The sequence below is a fragment of the Rahnella sp. CG8 genome (genome assembly GCF_023701875.1).
In the GTDB taxonomy this organism is placed as follows: Bacteria; Pseudomonadota; Gammaproteobacteria; order Enterobacterales; family Enterobacteriaceae; genus Rahnella; species Rahnella aceris.
Window position 1 is genome coordinate 129195 of the sequence record NZ_JABAED010000004.1, and the last position, 17826, is coordinate 147020.

At 51.8% G+C, this 17826-nt stretch carries 15 protein-coding genes and 1 other annotated feature; of the genes, 8 read left to right on the plus strand and 7 right to left on the minus strand.

The features are described 5' to 3' along the window. Positions 1-26: 26 nt before the first annotated feature. Positions 27-905 (plus strand): metal ABC transporter substrate-binding protein, encoded by an 879-nt coding sequence (locus HGO41_RS05515; RefSeq protein ID WP_013576612.1) that lies wholly within the window; start codon positions 27-29, stop codon positions 903-905. 124 nt (positions 906-1029) lie between these two features. On the opposite strand, the gene ykgO is transcribed toward HGO41_RS05515, so the two are convergent. The 4 genes from ykgO to HGO41_RS05535 all read right to left on the minus strand — a co-directional run bounded on the left by ykgO (position 1030) and on the right by HGO41_RS05535 (position 5911). Further along, complete coding sequence (gene ykgO, locus HGO41_RS05520) at positions 1030-1170, minus strand: type B 50S ribosomal protein L36 (RefSeq protein WP_013576611.1); 141 nt, start codon at positions 1168-1170, stop codon at positions 1030-1032. A 20-nt stretch (positions 1171-1190) separates the two neighbouring features. Next, entirely contained in the window at positions 1191-1445 is a 255-nt protein-coding gene (locus tag HGO41_RS05525) for a type B 50S ribosomal protein L31 (protein ID WP_013576610.1), read from the minus strand. A 121-nt stretch (positions 1446-1566) separates the two neighbouring features. Beyond that, positions 1567-4719 (minus strand): multidrug efflux RND transporter permease subunit AcrB, encoded by a 3153-nt coding sequence (gene acrB, locus HGO41_RS05530; RefSeq protein WP_013576609.1) that lies wholly within the window; start codon positions 4717-4719, stop codon positions 1567-1569. A 16-nt stretch (positions 4720-4735) separates the two neighbouring features. Then, a complete protein-coding gene (locus HGO41_RS05535; protein ID WP_250980846.1) occupies positions 4736-5911 on the minus strand; it encodes an efflux RND transporter periplasmic adaptor subunit in 1176 nt (391 codons plus the stop codon). Positions 5912-6052: 141 nt separating this feature from the next. Here HGO41_RS05535 and acrR point away from each other — a divergent pair, with 141 nt between their 5' ends. Together acrR and mscK are read left to right on the plus strand one after the other, a co-directional pair. Further along, the gene (acrR, locus tag HGO41_RS05540) at positions 6053-6691 is read left to right on the plus strand and encodes a multidrug efflux transporter transcriptional repressor AcrR (protein WP_013576607.1); all 639 of its coding nucleotides are present in this window, start codon (positions 6053-6055) and stop codon (positions 6689-6691) included. 169 nt (positions 6692-6860) lie between these two features. Next, positions 6861-10256 (plus strand): mechanosensitive channel MscK, encoded by a 3396-nt coding sequence (gene mscK, locus HGO41_RS05545; RefSeq protein ID WP_013576606.1) that lies wholly within the window; start codon positions 6861-6863, stop codon positions 10254-10256. Between the two features lie 60 nt (positions 10257-10316). On the opposite strand, the gene rsmS is transcribed toward mscK, so the two are convergent. Both rsmS and priC read right to left on the minus strand, forming a co-directional pair. Next, on the minus strand, positions 10317-10490 hold the full coding sequence (gene rsmS / locus HGO41_RS05550; RefSeq protein ID WP_015690305.1) for a pleiotropic regulatory protein RsmS: 174 nt from the start codon (positions 10488-10490) through the stop codon (positions 10317-10319). 95 nt (positions 10491-10585) lie between these two features. Next, a complete protein-coding gene (gene priC, locus HGO41_RS05555) occupies positions 10586-11122 on the minus strand; it encodes a primosomal replication protein PriC (RefSeq protein WP_013576604.1) in 537 nt (178 codons plus the stop codon). 114 nt (positions 11123-11236) lie between these two features. Here priC and HGO41_RS05560 point away from each other — a divergent pair, with 114 nt between their 5' ends. Together HGO41_RS05560 and apt are read left to right on the plus strand one after the other, a co-directional pair. Then, complete coding sequence (locus tag HGO41_RS05560) at positions 11237-11605, plus strand: DUF454 family protein (RefSeq protein WP_121019778.1); 369 nt, start codon at positions 11237-11239, stop codon at positions 11603-11605. A gap of 183 nt (positions 11606-11788) precedes the next feature. Then, complete coding sequence (gene apt / locus HGO41_RS05565; protein WP_013576602.1) at positions 11789-12340, plus strand: adenine phosphoribosyltransferase; 552 nt, start codon at positions 11789-11791, stop codon at positions 12338-12340. Between the two features lie 62 nt (positions 12341-12402). Here apt and HGO41_RS05570 read toward each other — a convergent pair whose 3' ends face one another. Beyond that, on the minus strand, positions 12403-14466 hold the full coding sequence (locus HGO41_RS05570) for an alpha-amylase (RefSeq protein ID WP_250980847.1): 2064 nt from the start codon (positions 14464-14466) through the stop codon (positions 12403-12405). A 322-nt stretch (positions 14467-14788) separates the two neighbouring features. Between HGO41_RS05570 and dnaX the strand changes: the two genes are divergently transcribed. The 3 genes from dnaX to recR all read left to right on the plus strand — a co-directional run bounded on the left by dnaX (position 14789) and on the right by recR (position 17714). Beyond that, the gene (gene dnaX, locus HGO41_RS05575; RefSeq protein WP_119261882.1) at positions 14789-16738 is read left to right on the plus strand and encodes a DNA polymerase III subunit gamma/tau; all 1950 of its coding nucleotides are present in this window, start codon (positions 14789-14791) and stop codon (positions 16736-16738) included. Continuing rightward, positions 16074-16138 (plus strand) — a sequence feature (DnaX frameshifting element). (Overlaps the previous gene by 65 nt.) 41 nt (positions 16739-16779) lie before the next feature. Beyond that, complete coding sequence (locus HGO41_RS05580) at positions 16780-17109, plus strand: YbaB/EbfC family nucleoid-associated protein (RefSeq protein ID WP_013576599.1); 330 nt, start codon at positions 16780-16782, stop codon at positions 17107-17109. After that, positions 17109-17714 (plus strand): recombination mediator RecR, encoded by a 606-nt coding sequence (gene recR / locus HGO41_RS05585; RefSeq protein WP_112197396.1) that lies wholly within the window; start codon positions 17109-17111, stop codon positions 17712-17714. The genes HGO41_RS05580 and recR overlap by 1 nt, the downstream gene beginning before the upstream one ends. Positions 17715-17826: the final 112 nt, after the last annotated feature.

Genomic DNA, 17826 nt, shown 5'->3' on the forward strand with positions numbered 1-17826 from the left:
AGCAGTACCACAATTAAGGGGACATGATGAAATTATTACCTGTATCACTCGCAGTAGCTGCCCTGCTGTCGAGTCCGCTGGCGATGGCTAAAACCGTCAATGCGGTAGCCAGCTTTTCAATTCTTGGAGATATCGTTCAGGAAGTGGGGGGGGAGCATGTGAAAGTCACGACGTTAGTCGGACCGGACGGTGACCCGCATAGCTTCGAACCTTCACCTAAAGACAGCAAAGCCATCAATGCGTCTGATGTTGTCTTTGTCAGCGGTCTGGGCCTGGAAGGGTGGATCGATCGCCTGGTGACTGCATCGGGTTATAAAGGTCATCTGGTAACAGCATCGGAAGGCGTAAATTCCCGCAAAATGGAAGAAGACGGTAAGCAAATCACCGATCCTCATGCATGGAACAGTATGGCGAATGGCGTGATTTATGCCACTAACGTGATGAATGCGCTGATCAAAGTGGATCCAGAAGATGCGGATTATTTCCGTCAGCGCGGCACTGCTTATATTGAACAATTGCAAAAGCTGGATGCGTGGGCAAAAACTGAATTTACCGGTATCCCACAGTCGAAACGTAAAGTGCTGACCAGCCATGATGCCTTCGGCTATTTTGGTCAGGAATATCACGTCAGCTTTATGGCGCCCGTTGGTTTTTCTACGGAAGCTGAAGCAAGTGCCAGTGGTGTGGCTTCTCTGATTAAGCAGATTAAAGCAGAGAAGGTGAAAACTTACTTCATCGAAAATCAGACCGACCCGCGTCTGGTTAAACAGATAGCAGCAGCCAGCGGTGCTGAGCCAGGGGGGGAGTTGTACCCTGAAGCATTGTCCGGCCCGAAAGGACCAGCGACAACTTACGTGAAAGCGTTTAAGCATAACGTTGAGACGATTGTCGCCAGCATGAAATAAGATCTTCGCTCCTCACGGCTATGCTGTGGGGAGCTTTACATCATGTCTTAGCATAAGAAAAAGCCCTGTCGGGCAAGCGACGGGGCTTTTGTTTTTAGTACAGAAGGAATGAGAAGACGAGGTGTTAACGCTTTTTCTTCTTACCTTGTACGGCTTTAAAACGTGGATTGCTTTTGCAAATCACATAAACCCTGCCTTTGCGGCGGACTACGCGGCAATCCGGATGACGATTTTTCGCTGAACGTAATGAACTCAGAACCTGCATAACGATTTCCCTGATGTCATTTATTTCTTACCGAGGAAGCTGCCGAAGCGTTGGTTAAAGCGCGCGGTACTGCCTTCTTTGGAATACTCTTTCTGCTTACCGGTGTAGTAAGGGTGAGAGGCTGAAGACACTTCAATGCTGATATACGGGTAGGTAGCCCCTTCCAGTTCAATGGTGCGGTCCGTCGAGATAGTCGAGCCAACTTTGAAGTATTCGTCAGCACTGGTGTCGTGAAAAACCACGGTGCGGTACGCAGGATGGATAGTGGGTTTCATAATGCCTCTAAGTGTTATGTTATACTATAACATTAATTATGCACTCATCCTTTTTCCGGTTCAAGTCTCAGGCGAAAAAAAAGGCCGCATAAGCGGCCTTTCGTTTAGATGGGAGATCCGGTTACAGCGTCGGATGCTCTACTTTGTGCGTATGTTCGATATCCTCGTTCTTCTTACCAAAGCGGCGACGAACCACCACGAAGAAGACCGGAACAAAGAAGATCGCCAGCAGGGTCGCCGTGATCATCCCGCCCATTACGCCGGTACCTACAGCGTTCTGTGAGCCGGAACCTGCACCGGAACTGATAACCAGCGGCATAACACCAAGGATGAACGCCAGCGATGTCATCAGGATCGGGCGCAGACGCATACGAACCGCTTCAAGCGTTGATTCGATAAGACCTTTGCCTTCTTTATCCATCAGGTCTTTGGCGAATTCAACAATCAATATGGCGTTCTTCGCAGACAGCCCGATAGTGGTCAGCAGACCCACCTGGAAGTATACGTCGTTGCTCAAACCGCGCATCGTAGCTGCAATAAGTGCACCGACAACACCGAGCGGAACCACCAGCATAACCGAGAACGGTATTGACCAGCTTTCGTACAACGCTGCCAGACACAGGAAGACGACGATCAGGGAGATAGCGTACAAGGCCGGAGCCTGGTTACCTGACAAACGTTCCTGATAAGACAGGCCAGTCCAGTCATAGCCGATACCGTTTGGCAGTTTAGAAGCCAGAGACTCCATCATCGCCATGGCAGCACCCGAACTTTTACCCGGAGCTGGCTGACCCAGAATTTCCATTGATGGCAGGCCGTTATAACGTTCCAGACGCGGTGAGCCGTATTCCCATTTCGCACTTGAGAACGCGGAGAACGGCACCATCTGGCCTGCGCTGCCACGGACATACAGATTGTTGATGTCTGATGGCAACATACGGTATTTATTTTCAGCCTGAACGTACACTTTCTTCACACGACCACGATCGATGAAGTCGTTGACGTAGCTACCACCAACCGAGGCACCCAATGTGGTGTTGATGTCGGAAATTGAAACGCCAAGTGCCGTTGCTTTTTCCTGATCAATCTCGATTTTGTACTGTGGTGTATCTTCCAGACCGTTCGGACGAACCTGAGTCAGCAAGTCAGGATGTTGAGCCACCATGCCCAGCAACTGGTTACGTGCTTGTGTCAGTTTGTCATGCCCAAGGTTAGCCTGGTCAATCAGCTGGAAGTCGAAGCCTGTCGCCGTACCCAACTCAACAATCGCGGGTAAGTTGAACGGGAACACCAGTGCATCTTTAATGGTACTGAACGCACCCATTGCACGGCCTGCAATCGCAGGAACCTTGTTTTCAGCGCCGCTACGCTCAGACCAGTCTTTCAGACTGACGAACGCGATACCGGTATTCTGACCACGACCTGCGAAGCCAAAGCCGTTAACCGTAAACACCGAGTTCACGTTAGCTTTTTCTTTGTTCAGATAGTAATCGGTAACTTCATCGAGCACTTTCTGCGTACGTTCCTGGGTTGCACCTGCTGGCAATTGCGCCATGGTCAGGAATACACCCTGGTCTTCTTCCGGCAGGAAGGAGGTTGGCAGGCGGATAAACAGGAATGCCATGCCGACAACGATCAACAGATAAATCACCAGATAACGACCGGTGCTGCGCAGAATGTTGCCTACGCTGTCGGTGTAGTGGTGCGTACTTTGCTCGAATTTCTTGTTAAACCAGCCGAAGAAACCTTTCTTCTCGTGATGCTCGCCTTTGGCAACCGGCTTAAGCATGGTCGCACAAAGCGCAGGCGTCAGGATCATCGCCACCAGAACCGACAGCACCATGGCAGAAACGATGGTGATGGAGAACTGACGGTAGATAACACCGGTTGAACCGCCGAAGAAGGCCATCGGAATGAATACTGCGGACAGCACCATCGCGATACCGACCAATGCACCCTGGATTTGCTCCATGGATTTTTTGGTGGCTTCTTTAGGCGGCAGCCCCTCTTCGACCATGACGCGTTCGACGTTCTCGACGACGACGATGGCGTCATCGACGAGCAAGCCTATCGCGAGCACCATCCCGAACATCGTCAGGGTGTTTATCGAATAACCGAATGCCGCCAGGATTGCAAAGGTGCCCAGCAAGACCACAGGAACCGCGATCGTTGGGATCAGGGTTGCGCGGAAGTTTTGCAGGAACAGGAACATCACCAGGAATACCAGGACGATGGCCTCGAACAGCGTTTTACCGACTTCTTTAATCGAGATTTTTACGAACGGCGTAGTGTCGTATGGGTAAACAACTTCTAAGCCAGCCGGGAAGAACGGTTCAAGTTTAGCCAGCGTGGCTTTTACTGACGCTGCGGTGTTCAGGGCGTTCGCACCCGTTGCCAGTTTGATACCCAAACCTGACGCAGGTTGTCCGTTAAAACGGGCAATAACGTCGTAGTTTTCACCACCGAGTTCGATTTTAGCCACATCTTTCAGGCGAACCTGAGAACCATCCTGATTCACTTTCAGAATGATTTTGCCGAATTCATCCGGTGACTTCAGACGGGTCTGGGCCACGATAGAGGAGTTCAACTGCTGGCCCGGAACCGGTGGCGTACCACCCAACTGACCGGCTGCAATCTGGTTGTTCTGAACTTTGATGGCGTTAATCACGTCCACCGGCGTCAGCTGGAAGTTGTTCAGTTTGTTCGGATCCATCCAGATACGCATCGCGTACTGAGCACCAAACAGCTGAACGTCACCCACACCGGCGGTACGGCTGATAGGATCCTTGACGTTGGAACCGACGTAGTCGGCGATGTCATCCTGAGTCATTGAACCATTGTTGGAAATAAAACCGGCCACCATCAGGAAGCTGCTGCTCGATTTCTCAACGGAGATACCCTGTTGCTGAACTTCCTGCGGCAGCAACGGCGTTGCGAGCTGCAGTTTGTTCTGAACCTGTACCTGTGCGATATCCGCGTCAGTACCTGAAGCAAAGGTCAGGGTAATCTGAACAGTACCGGATGAATCACTGGTCGACGACATGTACATCATGTTGTCGATACCGTTCATGTTCTGTTCAATAACCTGAGTAACGGTATCCTGTACCGTCTGCGCATCCGCGCCCGGATAGGTTGCGGTCAGCTGGATAGCCGGTGGCGCAACGGTTGGATACTGCGCAATTGGCAATTTAAGAATTGCCAATCCCCCCGCCAACATGATTATGATGGCGATCACCCATGCAAAGATGGGACGATCTATAAAAAACTTAGCCATGAATTACCGGCTCCTATTAAGACTTCGTCGCTGTAGCGGGCGCTGCTGCGTTTTGATCGACTTCCTGTGCAGTAACCTGTACGCCTGGCTTAATTTTTTGCAGTCCTGTCACGATAACTTTATCGCCACTTTTTAAACCGTCAGTAACAATCCATTTGTCGCCAATAGCTTGTGTTGTGGTCACAGTACGAAGTTCAACTTTATTGTCAGCGCCGATAACCATCGCTGTTGCATCACCACGCGGGTTACGGGTGATACCTTGCTGCGGAACCAGCAGTGCGTTGTTGTTAACACCTTCATCAAGACGTGCGCGCACAAACATACCCGGCAGCAGGGAATCATTTGGATTCGGGAAGATGGCTCGTAAAGTAATGGAACCGGTGGTTTCATCAACAGTCACATCAGAGAATTCTAATGTACCCGGCTGTGAATATTCTTTACCGTTATCCATCAGCAGTTTGACTTGCGCTTTACCGTCAGCCTGTTTCAGTGAACCGTCAGCCAGTTCCTGTTTCAGACGCAGGAAATCATTGCTGGACTGTGTTACGTCAACGTAGATAGGGTCGAGCTGTTGCACGGTTGCCAGCGCAGTGGCCTGGCCGTTAGACACCAGTGCACCTTCTGTCACAGACGATTTACCGATACGTCCGCTGATCGGGGAGGTCACTTTGGTGTAAGCGAGATTGATGCGTGCAGACTCAACGGCTGCTTTCGCACTGACTACTGCAGCATCAGCCTGTGCCGCAGTTGCGACAGCCGTATCGTAATCTTGCTTGCTGATGTAACTGGTACCGAGCAGAGGCTTGTAACGTGTCACGGTAAGACGGGAAATTTGTGCATTCGCCTGAGCTTTTACCAGATCGCCTTTAGCGCTGTCATACGCGGCCTGATAAGTGGCAGGATCAATTTGATATAAGGAGGTACCGGCTTTGATGTCGCTACCTTCAACGAAGTTACGTTTGAGAATGATACCGTTAACCTGCGGGCGCACTTCAGCAATGCGAAAAGCAGCAGTACGACCAGGAAGTTCGGTAGTCACATTAAGCGGTTCAGTTTTCAGGGTAACGACGCCAACCTGCGGAGCCTGTGGCGCACCTTGCTGAGCTTCTTTATCGTTACATCCTGTAAGTGCTAAGCTTCCGGATAGCATCAGAACTACCGCCAGAGGCGTTAACCCTCTGTTTTTGTTCATAAATAAACCTCAAGTGTCCGATTTCAAATTGTCCAATGGATCACAACATCCCAAATCCATTGCTGCGCTTTTAGTATGTGCGTGCTATGTTACATACATTCAAGAATGTATGTAAATCAAACTCCCCATAAAGATAAACCTATGGCACGAAAAACCAAATCACAGGCACTGGAAACCAGACAACAGATTCTGGATGCTGCTGTGCGTGAATTTTCTGCCCGTGGAGTATCGTCGACATCACTGACTGATATTGCAAATGCAGCCGGTGTGACGCGGGGCGCAATTTATTGGCATTTCAGGAACAAAGTGGAACTGTTTAACGCGATCTGGGAAGCTTATGAATCCCGGATAAAAGTGCTCGAAGTAGAGTATCAGACAAAGTTTCCGAATAATCCACTGCGTATTTTGCGCGAAATCCTTATTTACATACTGGTCGCCACCGTCACAGATAGCCAGCGTAAAGCATTGATGGAGATTATATTCCATAAATGTGAATTTGTTGGGGAGATGACATCGGTTCATGAAGCGCGCAAAGCGCTCTATATGGAAGGATACGGTAAAATTGAGCGTATTCTCGTACGCTGCATAGAAGAAAAGCAACTCCCGGCCAATCTCGATACCCGCCAGGCCGCAGTTATTTTACGCGCCTATCTCTCCGGTTTAATGGAAAACTGGTTATTTATTCCTGAAAGCTTTGATTTAGAAGGCAATGCCGGAAGGTTTGTGGATACGTATATAGATATGCTCCGCCACTCATCCTTTCTTACCATGATAAAATAACGTCTTACTGCTTTCCGCTGTATTAATAAGCCTGCAAATCTGTTCTCCATTTTGGCGACAAAATAAACACACTGATGTTGTATTCAGATACGCTTTTCTCCTTCCTTTCATCGTGAACGCTGCTATTGTCATCACCTATTATTCATTTGGTATGAGTTGACACCGACGTATGTTTATCTGGTTTCTGGCCGCCGCTTCTGACGTAATTTCTCTCCTGAAAAAAAAGGGAATGGCAGGTTTTTTTACGTTTGTGATATGCGTTGCATTGTTTCTTTTCTCCTTCCCCGGTCATGCTGCCAGTAATGATATTCCGGGCCGTAATGAAGTTCAAAACCAGCTTGATGCGTTAAATCGCCAAAAAAACCTGACGCCGGTCGATAAGCTATCGCAACAGGATTTGATCCACACGCTGGAATACCTTGATGCGCTCGATCGGGTGAAACAGGAAGTTAATCAGCTGCAAAAACAGGTCGCAGAAGCACCGCAGAAGTTACGGGTGGCGATGGATGGCCTCGAGCAAATCAAAAACAACCCCAAAGATGACGTCAACAAAGCGCAACTTGGCGCTTTATCGCTGCGTCAGCTGGAAAATCGTCTTAACGATACCCTCGATGATCTTCAGTCTTCTCAGGAAGATTTATCCACATTCAATACCCAGCTGATTTCCCTGCAAACCCAGCCGGAACGCGTGCAGAACGCGATGTACACCTATTCGCTGGCTATCCAGAAAATCCGCAATCAGCTCAATGGCATGTCGCCTGGTCAGCAAGATTTACGAACTACTCAGCAAAATATGCTCGTGACGCAGCAGGCTTTGCTGACTGCGCAGATTGATCTGCAACGTAAGAGCCTCGAGGCCAACACTACGTTACAGGATTTACTGCAAAAACAACGCGATTACACCAATGCGCACATCAGCCAGCTGGAACATACCGCGCAGCTGTTGCAGGAAGTGGTCAACGGAAAACGGCTGATTTTGTCTGAACGCACGGCAAAAGAAGCACAGACCCCGGACGACACCTCGGACATCCAAAATGATCCGCTTGTTGCGCAGGAACTGGGGATTAACCGCCAGCTCAGTGAACGCCTGATTGCCGCCACGGAAGAGGGCAACCAACTGGTGCAGAAAAACATCACGGTGAAAAACTGGCTCGACCGTTCGGCGCAGGCTGAGCATGACCTCAAAGAGCAAATCACTGTACTGAAGGGCAGTTTATTGCTGTCGCGCATTTTATATCAGCAACAACAAAATACCATCCCGCCTTCCGGCCTGATAACGGACATGAGCACGCACATTGCCGATCTGCGTCTCGAACAGTTCAAGATCAATCAGCAGCGTGATGCCTTATTCCAGGGCGACAGCTACATTCAGGGCGTAGTGGCCAACAGCAAAGAGACGATTAACGGCGATATCAGTGATGCACTGGATCAGATTGTCGACATGCGACGTGAGCTACTTGATCAACTGAATAAACAGCTCGGTAATCAGCTGTCGCTGGCCATCAGTTTGCAGATTAACCAGCAACAATTGCTGAGCATCAACCAGTCGCTGACCGAAACGCTGACCCAGCAAATTTTTTGGGTGAGCAGCAATAAACCGATGAACTGGGAGTTCATCAAGTCATTGCCAGATGAAGTGAAAAATCAGCTGAGCAGCCTGCATGTCAGTATTCCGCCGGGTGAGCTGATGCTGGGTGCACTGCATTCCCTGCCGGTGACCATTCCGCTGTTAACCGTAATTTTGTTGCTGCTGTGGCGCAGGAAATATATTAACCAGCGGATTGAAATGTTGAGCAATGATGTCGGACAGCTCAAGCGGGACAGCCAATTGCATACGCCGCAGGCGCTGGCATTAATGGCGCTGAATGTTTTGCCCGGCGTCCTGCTGATGCTCGGCATCGGCTACTGGCTTTCAGTGTGTGATATCGAGCCGAGTGATTTCTTCTGGACACTGGCGCAACGGTTGGCGGTTTTCCAGCTGGTGATGGGCTTTTGTTATCGAATTCTCAAACCGGGCGGCATAAATGAACGGCACTTCAATACGCCGGCGGCCACTTGTGCTCACTATCGTCGTTCTGTCATTCGTCTGAGTCTGGTGATGTTACCGCTGATTTTCTGGTCGGTACGCGGTGAGAAAGCGCCGCTCGGGCTGGTGGATGACATCATCGGTCAGGTCGTGATTTTCCTGACGATGCTAGCCCTGACTGTTCTGGTTTTCCCGATTGCGCGCGATGGCTGGCGTGAAAAAGATTCGCACAGTATTCGGCTAGTGGTGGTGACGGCGATTGCCCTGGCACCGATTTTCTTCGTCGGATTGGTGGTCAGCGGGTATTTTTACACCACGTTGCGACTGGCAGGTCGCTGGATTGACAGCCTGTATCTGCTGATTTTCTGGAACATTGCCTATCTTGCGGCATTGCGCGGACTCAGTGTTGCCGCGCGGCGCCTGGCTTATCGCCGAGCGCTGGCGCGTCGCCAGACCATAGCGGCGAAAGATGGCGCGGAGGGCAACGAGCCAGTCGAAGAGCCGCAGATCGGGTTGGATCAGATCAACCAGCAGTCATTACGCCTGACCACGATGGGCCTGTTCTTTATCTTCGCGACAGTGTTTTACTGGATTTGGTCGGATTTGCTGACGGTGATTTCGTATCTGGACAGCATTACCTTGTGGCATTACTCCAGCACGGTGGCGGGCGCGGTCATTCAGCAAACGGTGACGCTGGGGAATTTCCTGCTCGGTTTCCTCGCGGTGATTGTGGCGTATGTATTAACGCGAAATTTGCCGGGATTGCTTGAGGTTGTCGTGTTGTCGCGGCTGCAATTGCGGCAGGGGACGTCCTACGCCATTACGACCATTCTGACCTATTCGATTACGGTGATTGGCGCAGTGACAGCGCTCGGATCGCTCGGTGTCTCGTGGGATAAATTGCAATGGCTGGTGGCCGCGCTGTCGGTGGGGCTGGGCTTTGGTTTGCAGGAGATCTTCGCGAACTTTGTTTCAGGGCTGATCATTCTCTTCGAACGCCCGGTGCGTATTGGCGATACCGTGACCATCGGGACATTCTCAGGCACCGTCAGCCGCATTCGTATCCGTGCGACTACGATTATCGATTTCGACCGCAAAGAAGTGATCATCCCGAATAAAGCGTTTGTGACCGAGCGGCTGATCAACTGGTCGTTGAGCGACACCGTCACCCGCGTGTTGATCAAACTCGGTGTGGCGTATGGTTCCGATCTCGACAAAGTGAAAGAGATCTTATTGCAGGCGGCGCATGAAAATGCCCGTGTGATGAGTGACCCCGCGCCATTGGTGTTCTTCCTGAATTTCGGGGCCAGCACGCTCGATCACGAACTGCGAGTGTATGTGCGTGAGCTGGGGGATCGCAGTTATACCGTGGATGAACTTAACCGCAGCATTGATAAGCTTTGCCGCGAAAACGGCATTAATATCGCGTTCAATCAGCTGGAGGTGTATCTGCATAATCAGGACGGCAGTGAAGTGCAGGAAGTGAAACGTGTAATGCGACAACCGGGCGATGAACCGGATGCATTGCCACAGAGCTGAGAAATTCGGTGCCATTCAGGGGAAATTGACGGGTTCCCCTGAAGCAGGCAGCCGGTCAGCTTAAAGGTAACTGATCGAAAGCGTACTCTTACTGTTTTTCAACTTTTCCTGATAATCGCGTTGTACGATTTCCAGCGCCGCAAGCGCGGTTTCAGGGGCAATTTCATTGCACTCAAGCAGGTAAATCAAATCGACAGCAAGCTGAAGTTCGGGGGGCGCATTTTCTACGGACATATAGGCCAACATTATGATTAGCAGGTTTTGGACTTACTATTATAGATAAGAAAAGGTCCGGCCTGAATGCCGGATTAAAAAAATGTGATAAAGATTCAAAAACCTTTTTCCTGCCGCTCGATTTGTCTCTCAATTTTGGCCAGCGCCTGACGACAACGCATTAAACGTCCTTCGAGCGCCGCCAGTTCCTTCTGCACCCGCTGCTGATCGCTGAATGTCGCCAGCTGACCCAGCGTGGTTTCCCGATCTTCAATCATCGCAATCAGACGTCGCTCGAACTGCTGAGTTTCCGCCAGTTTGGTGTAATTATCATGGCTTTTGCGTTCCGGTGTCTGGTGCGTTTTGCGCAGAGACTGGGTCGCCAGTTCGCGCTGCATGGCGGTAATTTGTGCCACCAGCCGTTCGGCGATAAACGCCACCTGCGCAGAGCGTTTTTCGAGTACTTCCTGATTCAGTTGCCGCAAATTGGTTTTAATTTCTGCCAGATAATCGCGCAACCGGGTGCCTTTGGTTGAGAAAAGTGCGACATCAAACCGTGCCTGTGAGGCGGAAACATGGCCGATCGGTTCAATTTCCCGAGCCAGTGTTTCGATCTGCTGATCGAGGACATGTAAAATTCGTTCTGTGCTCACGATAATCTCCCTTAAACTCTGGCGTAGCTTACCGGTATGACAGCCTCTGCGCACTTGTTTACACTGAGAAACCGTAAATCGGCTATGCAGCCTGTTTTAAGCTGAAGGAAATGCATGAAACGCGTACTACTGATTACCGTTGGCTGGTTGTGTGTGGTGCTGGCGACGCTCGGCGTGGTGTTACCGTTGTTGCCGACAACCCCCTTTTTACTGCTGGCGGCCTGGTGCTTTGCCCGGTCCTCACCCCGTTTCCATCAGTGGTTATTGTACCGCTCATGGTTTGGCAGCTATCTGCGCCACTGGCAGACACATCGCGCGTTACCGAAAGGTGTAAAACCGAAAGCGGTTGCGCTGATTGTGGTGACTTTCGCGATTTCGATTTATTTCGTACCATTATGGTGGGTGCGTATTTTATTGGTTTGCATGATGTTTTCGCTGCTGATCATGATGTGGCGATTACCTGTGGTTGACCTTGAGCAATAAAACAGGCGATCATGTCCGGCTGCGGGTTGCTTTTTAAAGCAGCTTTGCATAGATTTGGGCATCTCGTACGTCGGTGCGCTCCCAATTTCCTTCCTTGAACGACATGCTTTATACAGGCATGGCGGGGGACATTTGACCGCCCGCGTTTAAGTATGAACAGCAGCTTTATCAGGCAATTACATTATGACCGCTACCGCACAGCAGCTACAGTTTATTAAAGACAGTATCAAAACCATCCCTGACTATCCTAAGCCAGGCATACTGTTCCGTGACGTCACCAGCTTGCTGGAAGACCCAAAAGCTTACGCTGCAAGCATTCAGTTACTGGCCGACCGTTACCGCGATGCTGGCGTCACCAAAGTGGTGGGCACTGAAGCACGAGGTTTCCTGTTTGGCGCACCGGTTGCGCTGGTTCTGGGCGTGGGCTTTGTTCCCGTGCGTAAACCGGGCAAATTACCGCGTGAAACCATCAGCGAAACCTACGATCTTGAATACGGCACTGACAGTCTTGAAATCCACGTTGATGCGATTCAACCTGGCGAAAAAATTCTGGTGATCGACGATTTGCTGGCAACAGGCGGCACGATTGAAGCCACCGCGAAACTGATCCGTCGTCTGGGGGGAGAAGTGACTGATGCTGCATTCATCATTAACCTGCCGGAACTGGGCGGTGAAAAACGCCTGAACGATTCAAATATCAACTGCTACAGCCTGGTCTGTTTCGACGGCCACTGATTCATGCGCGTTGATGTGAACTGGCCTCGCCGTTAACGCGAGGCCTTTTGCTTTCTGCGCCGTTATTTCCCTCTTTCTTCTGCCCAGACCACCATTATTTTATCGTCACCTTGCTGACGGCTGAAGGCATAATATTGCGCCGTCAGCTGCGATTTCTGCACGCCTGCGCCAACCGCCGGATGTTGTTCCCTGAAAGTTCCCAGTTTTTGCCAATGCTTCAGTAAAGCCTGTTTCGGGCCGGTCAGCTCACTCCAGTTCATGTCAGAACGCGTTCCCTGTAAAGGATCTGAACCCGTCGCGCCAAACTGGCGACCACTTTCATCGCCGTAATAAATCTGCACCGCGCCGGGTGCCAGTAGCAACAAATCTGCGGCGCGCTGCTGTAACGGTAGAGAACCTTTGGCATCGGCAGCGAAAAACAGCCGGGTATCATGCGATGACAAATAACTGAGGACATTGAAATCCTGCATTTTCTCCGCCATCTGCTGATAAGTTGCATCGATGCTGGCAAAACAACTCAGCGCCGCCGCGGCCTGATCCTGAAAATCAAAATTAATCATTGCGTCAAAACCATTGGCGTAATAATCGCTTTTCATCACGCCGTGGCCCCATGCCTCGCCGGTCATCCAGAATGGTGCGCCATCCAGTGCCTTTGCAGGATTGGCCGTTTTCCATTGTTTCAGGGCTTCGGCTGAACGGTCTTTGAGTAATGCCAGTGTCGCTTTTTCGACGTGTTTGGCGGTATCCACACGGAATCCGTCTATGCCGTAATCCCGCACCCACTGACTGAGCCAGGTGACCAGATAATCACGCGGTGTTGCACCGGGAATTTCACGTGCGGCCGTATCGGGTTTGTTGCGATAGAAAACGGGCAGGCCGCTGGCTTGCGTCGATTCCGTTTTAATATCCGGCAGGAAGGCCAATGACATCGTCAGATCGTCATAACCGGGCGAGTCATAGTCACCAATGTCGGTGCGGATCCATTTTTTCCCCCACCAGGTGCTCCAGCCCTCTTTGTCGCCGAAATTAATATAATCATTAAAGCTGTGCCAGTTCTGGCCTGGACCGGGCTTCCAGTCAGTCCAGCTTTTGCCGAGTGTTTTTCCGATGTCATCACCTTTCAGATATAACGAGCCGAACTGGAAGGTTTGCATGTCTGCCAGCGTGGCGTAGCCGGTGTGATTGACGACAACATCAAATAAAATGCGGATCCCACGTTTGTGCGCTTCGCTGACCAGTTTCTGTAAATCTTCGCCGGTGCCCATATTGGCATCGAGTTTTGTCCAGTCGAGCGTGTAATAGCCGTGATAGGCATAATGCGGGAAGTCGCCTTTGGTGCCGCCGCCGACCCAACCGTGGATCTGCTCGAGCGGCGAACTGATCCAAAGTGCGTTAACGCCGAGCTGTTGCAGATAGTCGAGTTTGCTGGTCAGCCCGGCCAGATCACCGCCGTGGAAAGTGCCGATTTCCTGCATTCCGTCACTGTGACGGCCATAGCTGTGATCGTTATCCGGATTGCCGTTTTCAAAGCGATCGGTCAGTACGAAATACACCGTGGCGTTTTTCCAGCTAAACGCCGCGGGCGCTTTGCGCTCTGCTGTTTCCAGTAACAACAGGCCGCCGCTGGCCGGATCCGGCATCATGGTGATGTGGCTGCCGCTGACCTGTGTGCTCTGACCAGAATAAAAATCGCGAACAGTTTCACCCTCAGCAAAAGTGCCGGAGACATCGACGGTCAGCGGTTTTCCATCTCCACGCGGACAGGTTTTCGCCACCGGGGCGACGGTTTCCTCCACCGTTTTCAAACTGAGCTGAAGCGTGGGTGTGCCGCTGCGGGTATCAATTCGAACCTGATAATCCCCCGCGCGGAACAGTTTCCAGTTAACCGGCACCTGGCTTTCACAAGGTTGCAGCGACAGCATTTCGTTAAGCTTTACCGCACCCGTGGGTTGCCAGCACTGATTATCCTGATGTAATTCCAGTGTGCGTTGTCCCTTAGGTAATGTGGCGTGGCTGGTGAATATTCCGCTGACCGGTTCGGCGAAACCGGGGAAGCCTTGCAGCGTCCAGTCGGCCTGTGCGGCGGGAGAAATGAGCAATAATAAAGGCAGTGTCAGGTGTTTCATGGCTCTCCTTACGAAAGGCAGGAAGCATTATCAGAACAGAGGTGAATTTAAGTGTAATGAGTGGGCAAAATTTGCCCTCATCCCGTGAGGCGAATTGTCAGGAGGAGGAGGAAGGTGGAGAAACTGCGGCGCGCTGCGCAAAAAGTAAAGTAATAGGAATGATGGCGACCCTGCTGGTACACTAAGAAGTGGCAGTCTGGCTCCGGCATCATTATGCTGAGTCTTCAGTCTCCGTTTCGCAGACCAGCGCAGAAAGACGGGTTAAACGATGTTTTTTCGTGTATCGTCAAATTATTCATTATAAATCAACGATGAAGTATTAATGAGCTATCAGGTTCTTGCCCGTAAGTGGCGCCCCCAAACTTTTGCCGACGTCGTCGGACAGGAACATGTGCTGACCGCGCTGGCCAATGGCTTGTCGCTCGGGCGCATCCATCACGCCTACCTGTTTTCCGGTACCCGTGGCGTAGGGAAAACCACCATCGCCCGTCTGCTGGCGAAAGGCCTTAACTGCGAAACTGGCATTACCTCCACCCCTTGTGGCGTGTGTGATAACTGCCGCGAGATCGAGCAGGGCCGTTTTGTCGATCTGATTGAAATCGATGCCGCTTCCCGTACCAAAGTCGAAGACACCCGCGAGCTGCTGGATAACGTGCAATATGCACCGGCGCGGGGCCGCTTCAAAGTTTACCTGATTGACGAAGTGCACATGCTCTCGCGTCACAGTTTTAATGCGCTGTTGAAAACGCTGGAAGAGCCGCCCGCACACGTCAAATTCCTGCTGGCAACGACGGATCCGCAAAAACTGCCGGTCACCATTTTATCGCGTTGTTTGCAGTTCCATCTCAAAGCGCTGGACGCTGAACAGATCCGTAAACAGCTCGAACATGTATTAACCCAGGAAACCATCGCCACGGAACCGCGCGCTTTACAGCTGCTTTCGCGCGCTGCCGACGGCAGTATGCGTGATGCGCTGAGCCTGACCGATCAGGCGATCGCGATGGGGCAGGGCGCGGTGACGACCGAAACCGTGGCACAAATGCTCGGTACACTGGATGACGAACAACCGCTGGCAATGCTGGAAGCGCTGGTCAGCGCCGATGGCGGACAGATGATGGCGCAGGTCGAACAGGCCGCGTCCCGTGGCGTGGACTGGGAAAATTTGCTGGTGGAAACGCTGGCGTTGCTGCACCGCATTGCAATGGTTCAGTTGTTACCGTCGGTTCTCGATAATCATTACGCGGCGATTGAACAACGCCTGCGCGAACTGGCGCGTGTCATTCCGCCTGCGGACGTACAGCTTTATTATCAGACCTTACTGATTGGCCGCAAAGAGCTGGCCTATGCGCCGGACAAACGTATGGGTGTTGAAATGACGCTGCTGCGCGCGCTGGCCTTCCATCCGAAAGTGATTATTGCTGAACCGGCTCCCCAGCCAGTCGCAGCCCCAGCTTATGTGGCGCCGCAGGCTCCATCACAACCGGCGGCACCGCGTAACGCACCGCCGCAACAAAACGATAATGCGCCTGCGCCGCAGGGAAATGCAGAACCGGCGTCAATGCCGGATTCCACCGCGCAACTTTTACAGGCACGAACACAATTGCTCAGGCAGGGGAGTACCACCCCAAAAAAAGCTGAGCCGGCAGCGCCAGGAAAAGCGCGGCCGGCAACCTCAGCACTGGAGCGTCTCGCTTCGGTGACTGAGCGTGCGCAGACATTGGCTGTGAAGAAAGAACCTGCCGCGCCGATAAAAGAAGAAGCGTATCGCTGGAAAGCGATGATGGAACCGGAAGTCGCACCGGAACCGGTGGCGACACCGAAAGCGCTGCGCACCGCGCTGGAACATGAAAAATCGCCGGAACTGGCTTCCCGCCTGGCGGAAGAAGCGATTGAACGTGATGAATGGGCGGCTGAGATCAGCCGGATGACCATTCCGAAACTGGTGCAGCAACTGGCGCTGAATGCGTATCGTGAGCAGCCGGAACCAGGCAAAATCTGCCTGCACCTGCGTTCCTCGCAAAAGCACCTGAATTCGCCGTCCGCGCAGAAAGTGCTGACGGATGCTTTATCGGCATTGCATCAGACGCCGGTTGAACTGACCGTGCTGGAAGATGATAATCTGGCGGTGAAGACGCCGCTGGAATGGCGACAGGCCATTTATGAAGAAAAACTGGCGCAGGCGCGTCAGTCTATTATTGCGGATAACAACATTCAGACTTTGCGCCGTTTCTTCGACGCTGAGCTGGATGAGGAAAGTATCCGCCCAATTTAAACGCCGCGATTGTGACGCGGCCATTGCTGAGAGAGAAGACTATGTTTGGAAAAGGCGGCATTGGTAACCTGATGAAACAGGCCCAGCAAATGCAGGAAAAAATGCAACAGGCTCAGGCGGAAATCGCTCAGCTGGAAGTGACTGGTGAGTCAGGCGCTGGCCTGGTGAAAATCACCATCAACGGTGCGCACAACGTGCGTCGCGTTGAAATCGATCCAAGCCTGCTGGAAGACGATAAAGACATGCTGGAAGATCTGATCGCTGCGGCGTTCAACGATGCTGCACGTCGTATCGATGAAACTCAGAAAGAAAAAATGGCAGCCGTATCTGGCGGCATGCAATTGCCACCAGGCTTCAAGATGCCATTCTGATGCAAACCAGCCCTCTCCTTGAATCTTTAATGGAGGCGTTGCGTTGCCTGCCGGGCGTCGGCCCGAAGTCCGCGCAACGTATGGCATTCCAGTTGCTGCAACGTGATCGCAGCGGCGGAATGCGGCTGGCGCAGTCTTTAACGCGTGCCATGTCTGAGATCGGCCATTGTGCCGATTGCCGTACCTTCACCGAGCAGGAAGTCTGTACGATTTGCGCCAATCCACGGCGTAAAGAAAACGGTCAGGTTTGTGTGGTGGAAAGCCCGGCGGACATTCATGCGATAGAACAAACCGGTCAGTTCTCTGGTCGCTATTTTGTGCTGATGGGACACCTGTCACCACTCGATGGCATCGGGCCGGACGACATCGGTTTAGGCCGTCTGGAAGAGCGTCTTGAAAGTGAAAATATTCAGGAAGTGATCCTGGCGACTAACCCGACGGTTGAAGGTGAAGCGACCGCCAACTACATCGCTGAAATGTGCGGCCAGTATGGCGTACTGGCTAGCCGCATTGCGCACGGTGTGCCAGTCGGAGGCGAACTGGATATGGTCGACGGCACCACGCTGTCGCATTCCCTTGCCGGACGTCATCCCTTTCGGTTCTGACTGTTATGCGGGCGCGGTTCTCTGCGCCCCGTTTTATTCAGCTATCCCTCTGCATTTCTTCTTAAAATTTTCTCCCTGTGCTTGAAAAGCCTGACACGTAACCCCACTTATT

Excerpts from the sequence above, each read along its gene's own strand:
- HGO41_RS05515 (WP_013576612.1), top strand. The coding sequence starts at position 27 with ATGAAATTATTACCTGTATCACTCGCAGTAGCTGCCCTGCTGTCGAGT.
- ykgO (WP_013576611.1), bottom strand. The coding sequence starts at position 1,170 with ATGCAGGTTCTGAGTTCATTACGTTCAGCGAAAAATCGTCATCCGGAT.
- HGO41_RS05525 (WP_013576610.1), bottom strand. The coding sequence starts at position 1,445 with ATGAAACCCACTATCCATCCTGCGTACCGCACCGTGGTTTTTCACGAC.
- acrB (WP_013576609.1), bottom strand. The coding sequence starts at position 4,719 with ATGGCTAAGTTTTTTATAGATCGTCCCATCTTTGCATGGGTGATCGCC.
- HGO41_RS05535 (WP_250980846.1), bottom strand. The coding sequence starts at position 5,911 with ATGAACAAAAACAGAGGGTTAACGCCTCTGGCGGTAGTTCTGATGCTA.
- acrR (WP_013576607.1), top strand. The coding sequence starts at position 6,053 with ATGGCACGAAAAACCAAATCACAGGCACTGGAAACCAGACAACAGATT.
- mscK (WP_013576606.1), top strand. The coding sequence starts at position 6,861 with ATGTTTATCTGGTTTCTGGCCGCCGCTTCTGACGTAATTTCTCTCCTG.
- rsmS (WP_015690305.1), bottom strand. The coding sequence starts at position 10,490 with ATGTCCGTAGAAAATGCGCCCCCCGAACTTCAGCTTGCTGTCGATTTG.
- HGO41_RS05560 (WP_121019778.1), top strand. The coding sequence starts at position 11,237 with ATGAAACGCGTACTACTGATTACCGTTGGCTGGTTGTGTGTGGTGCTG.
- apt (WP_013576602.1), top strand. The coding sequence starts at position 11,789 with ATGACCGCTACCGCACAGCAGCTACAGTTTATTAAAGACAGTATCAAA.
- HGO41_RS05570 (WP_250980847.1), bottom strand. The coding sequence starts at position 14,466 with ATGAAACACCTGACACTGCCTTTATTATTGCTCATTTCTCCCGCCGCA.
- dnaX (WP_119261882.1), top strand. The coding sequence starts at position 14,789 with ATGAGCTATCAGGTTCTTGCCCGTAAGTGGCGCCCCCAAACTTTTGCC.
- HGO41_RS05580 (WP_013576599.1), top strand. The coding sequence starts at position 16,780 with ATGTTTGGAAAAGGCGGCATTGGTAACCTGATGAAACAGGCCCAGCAA.
- recR (WP_112197396.1), top strand. The coding sequence starts at position 17,109 with ATGCAAACCAGCCCTCTCCTTGAATCTTTAATGGAGGCGTTGCGTTGC.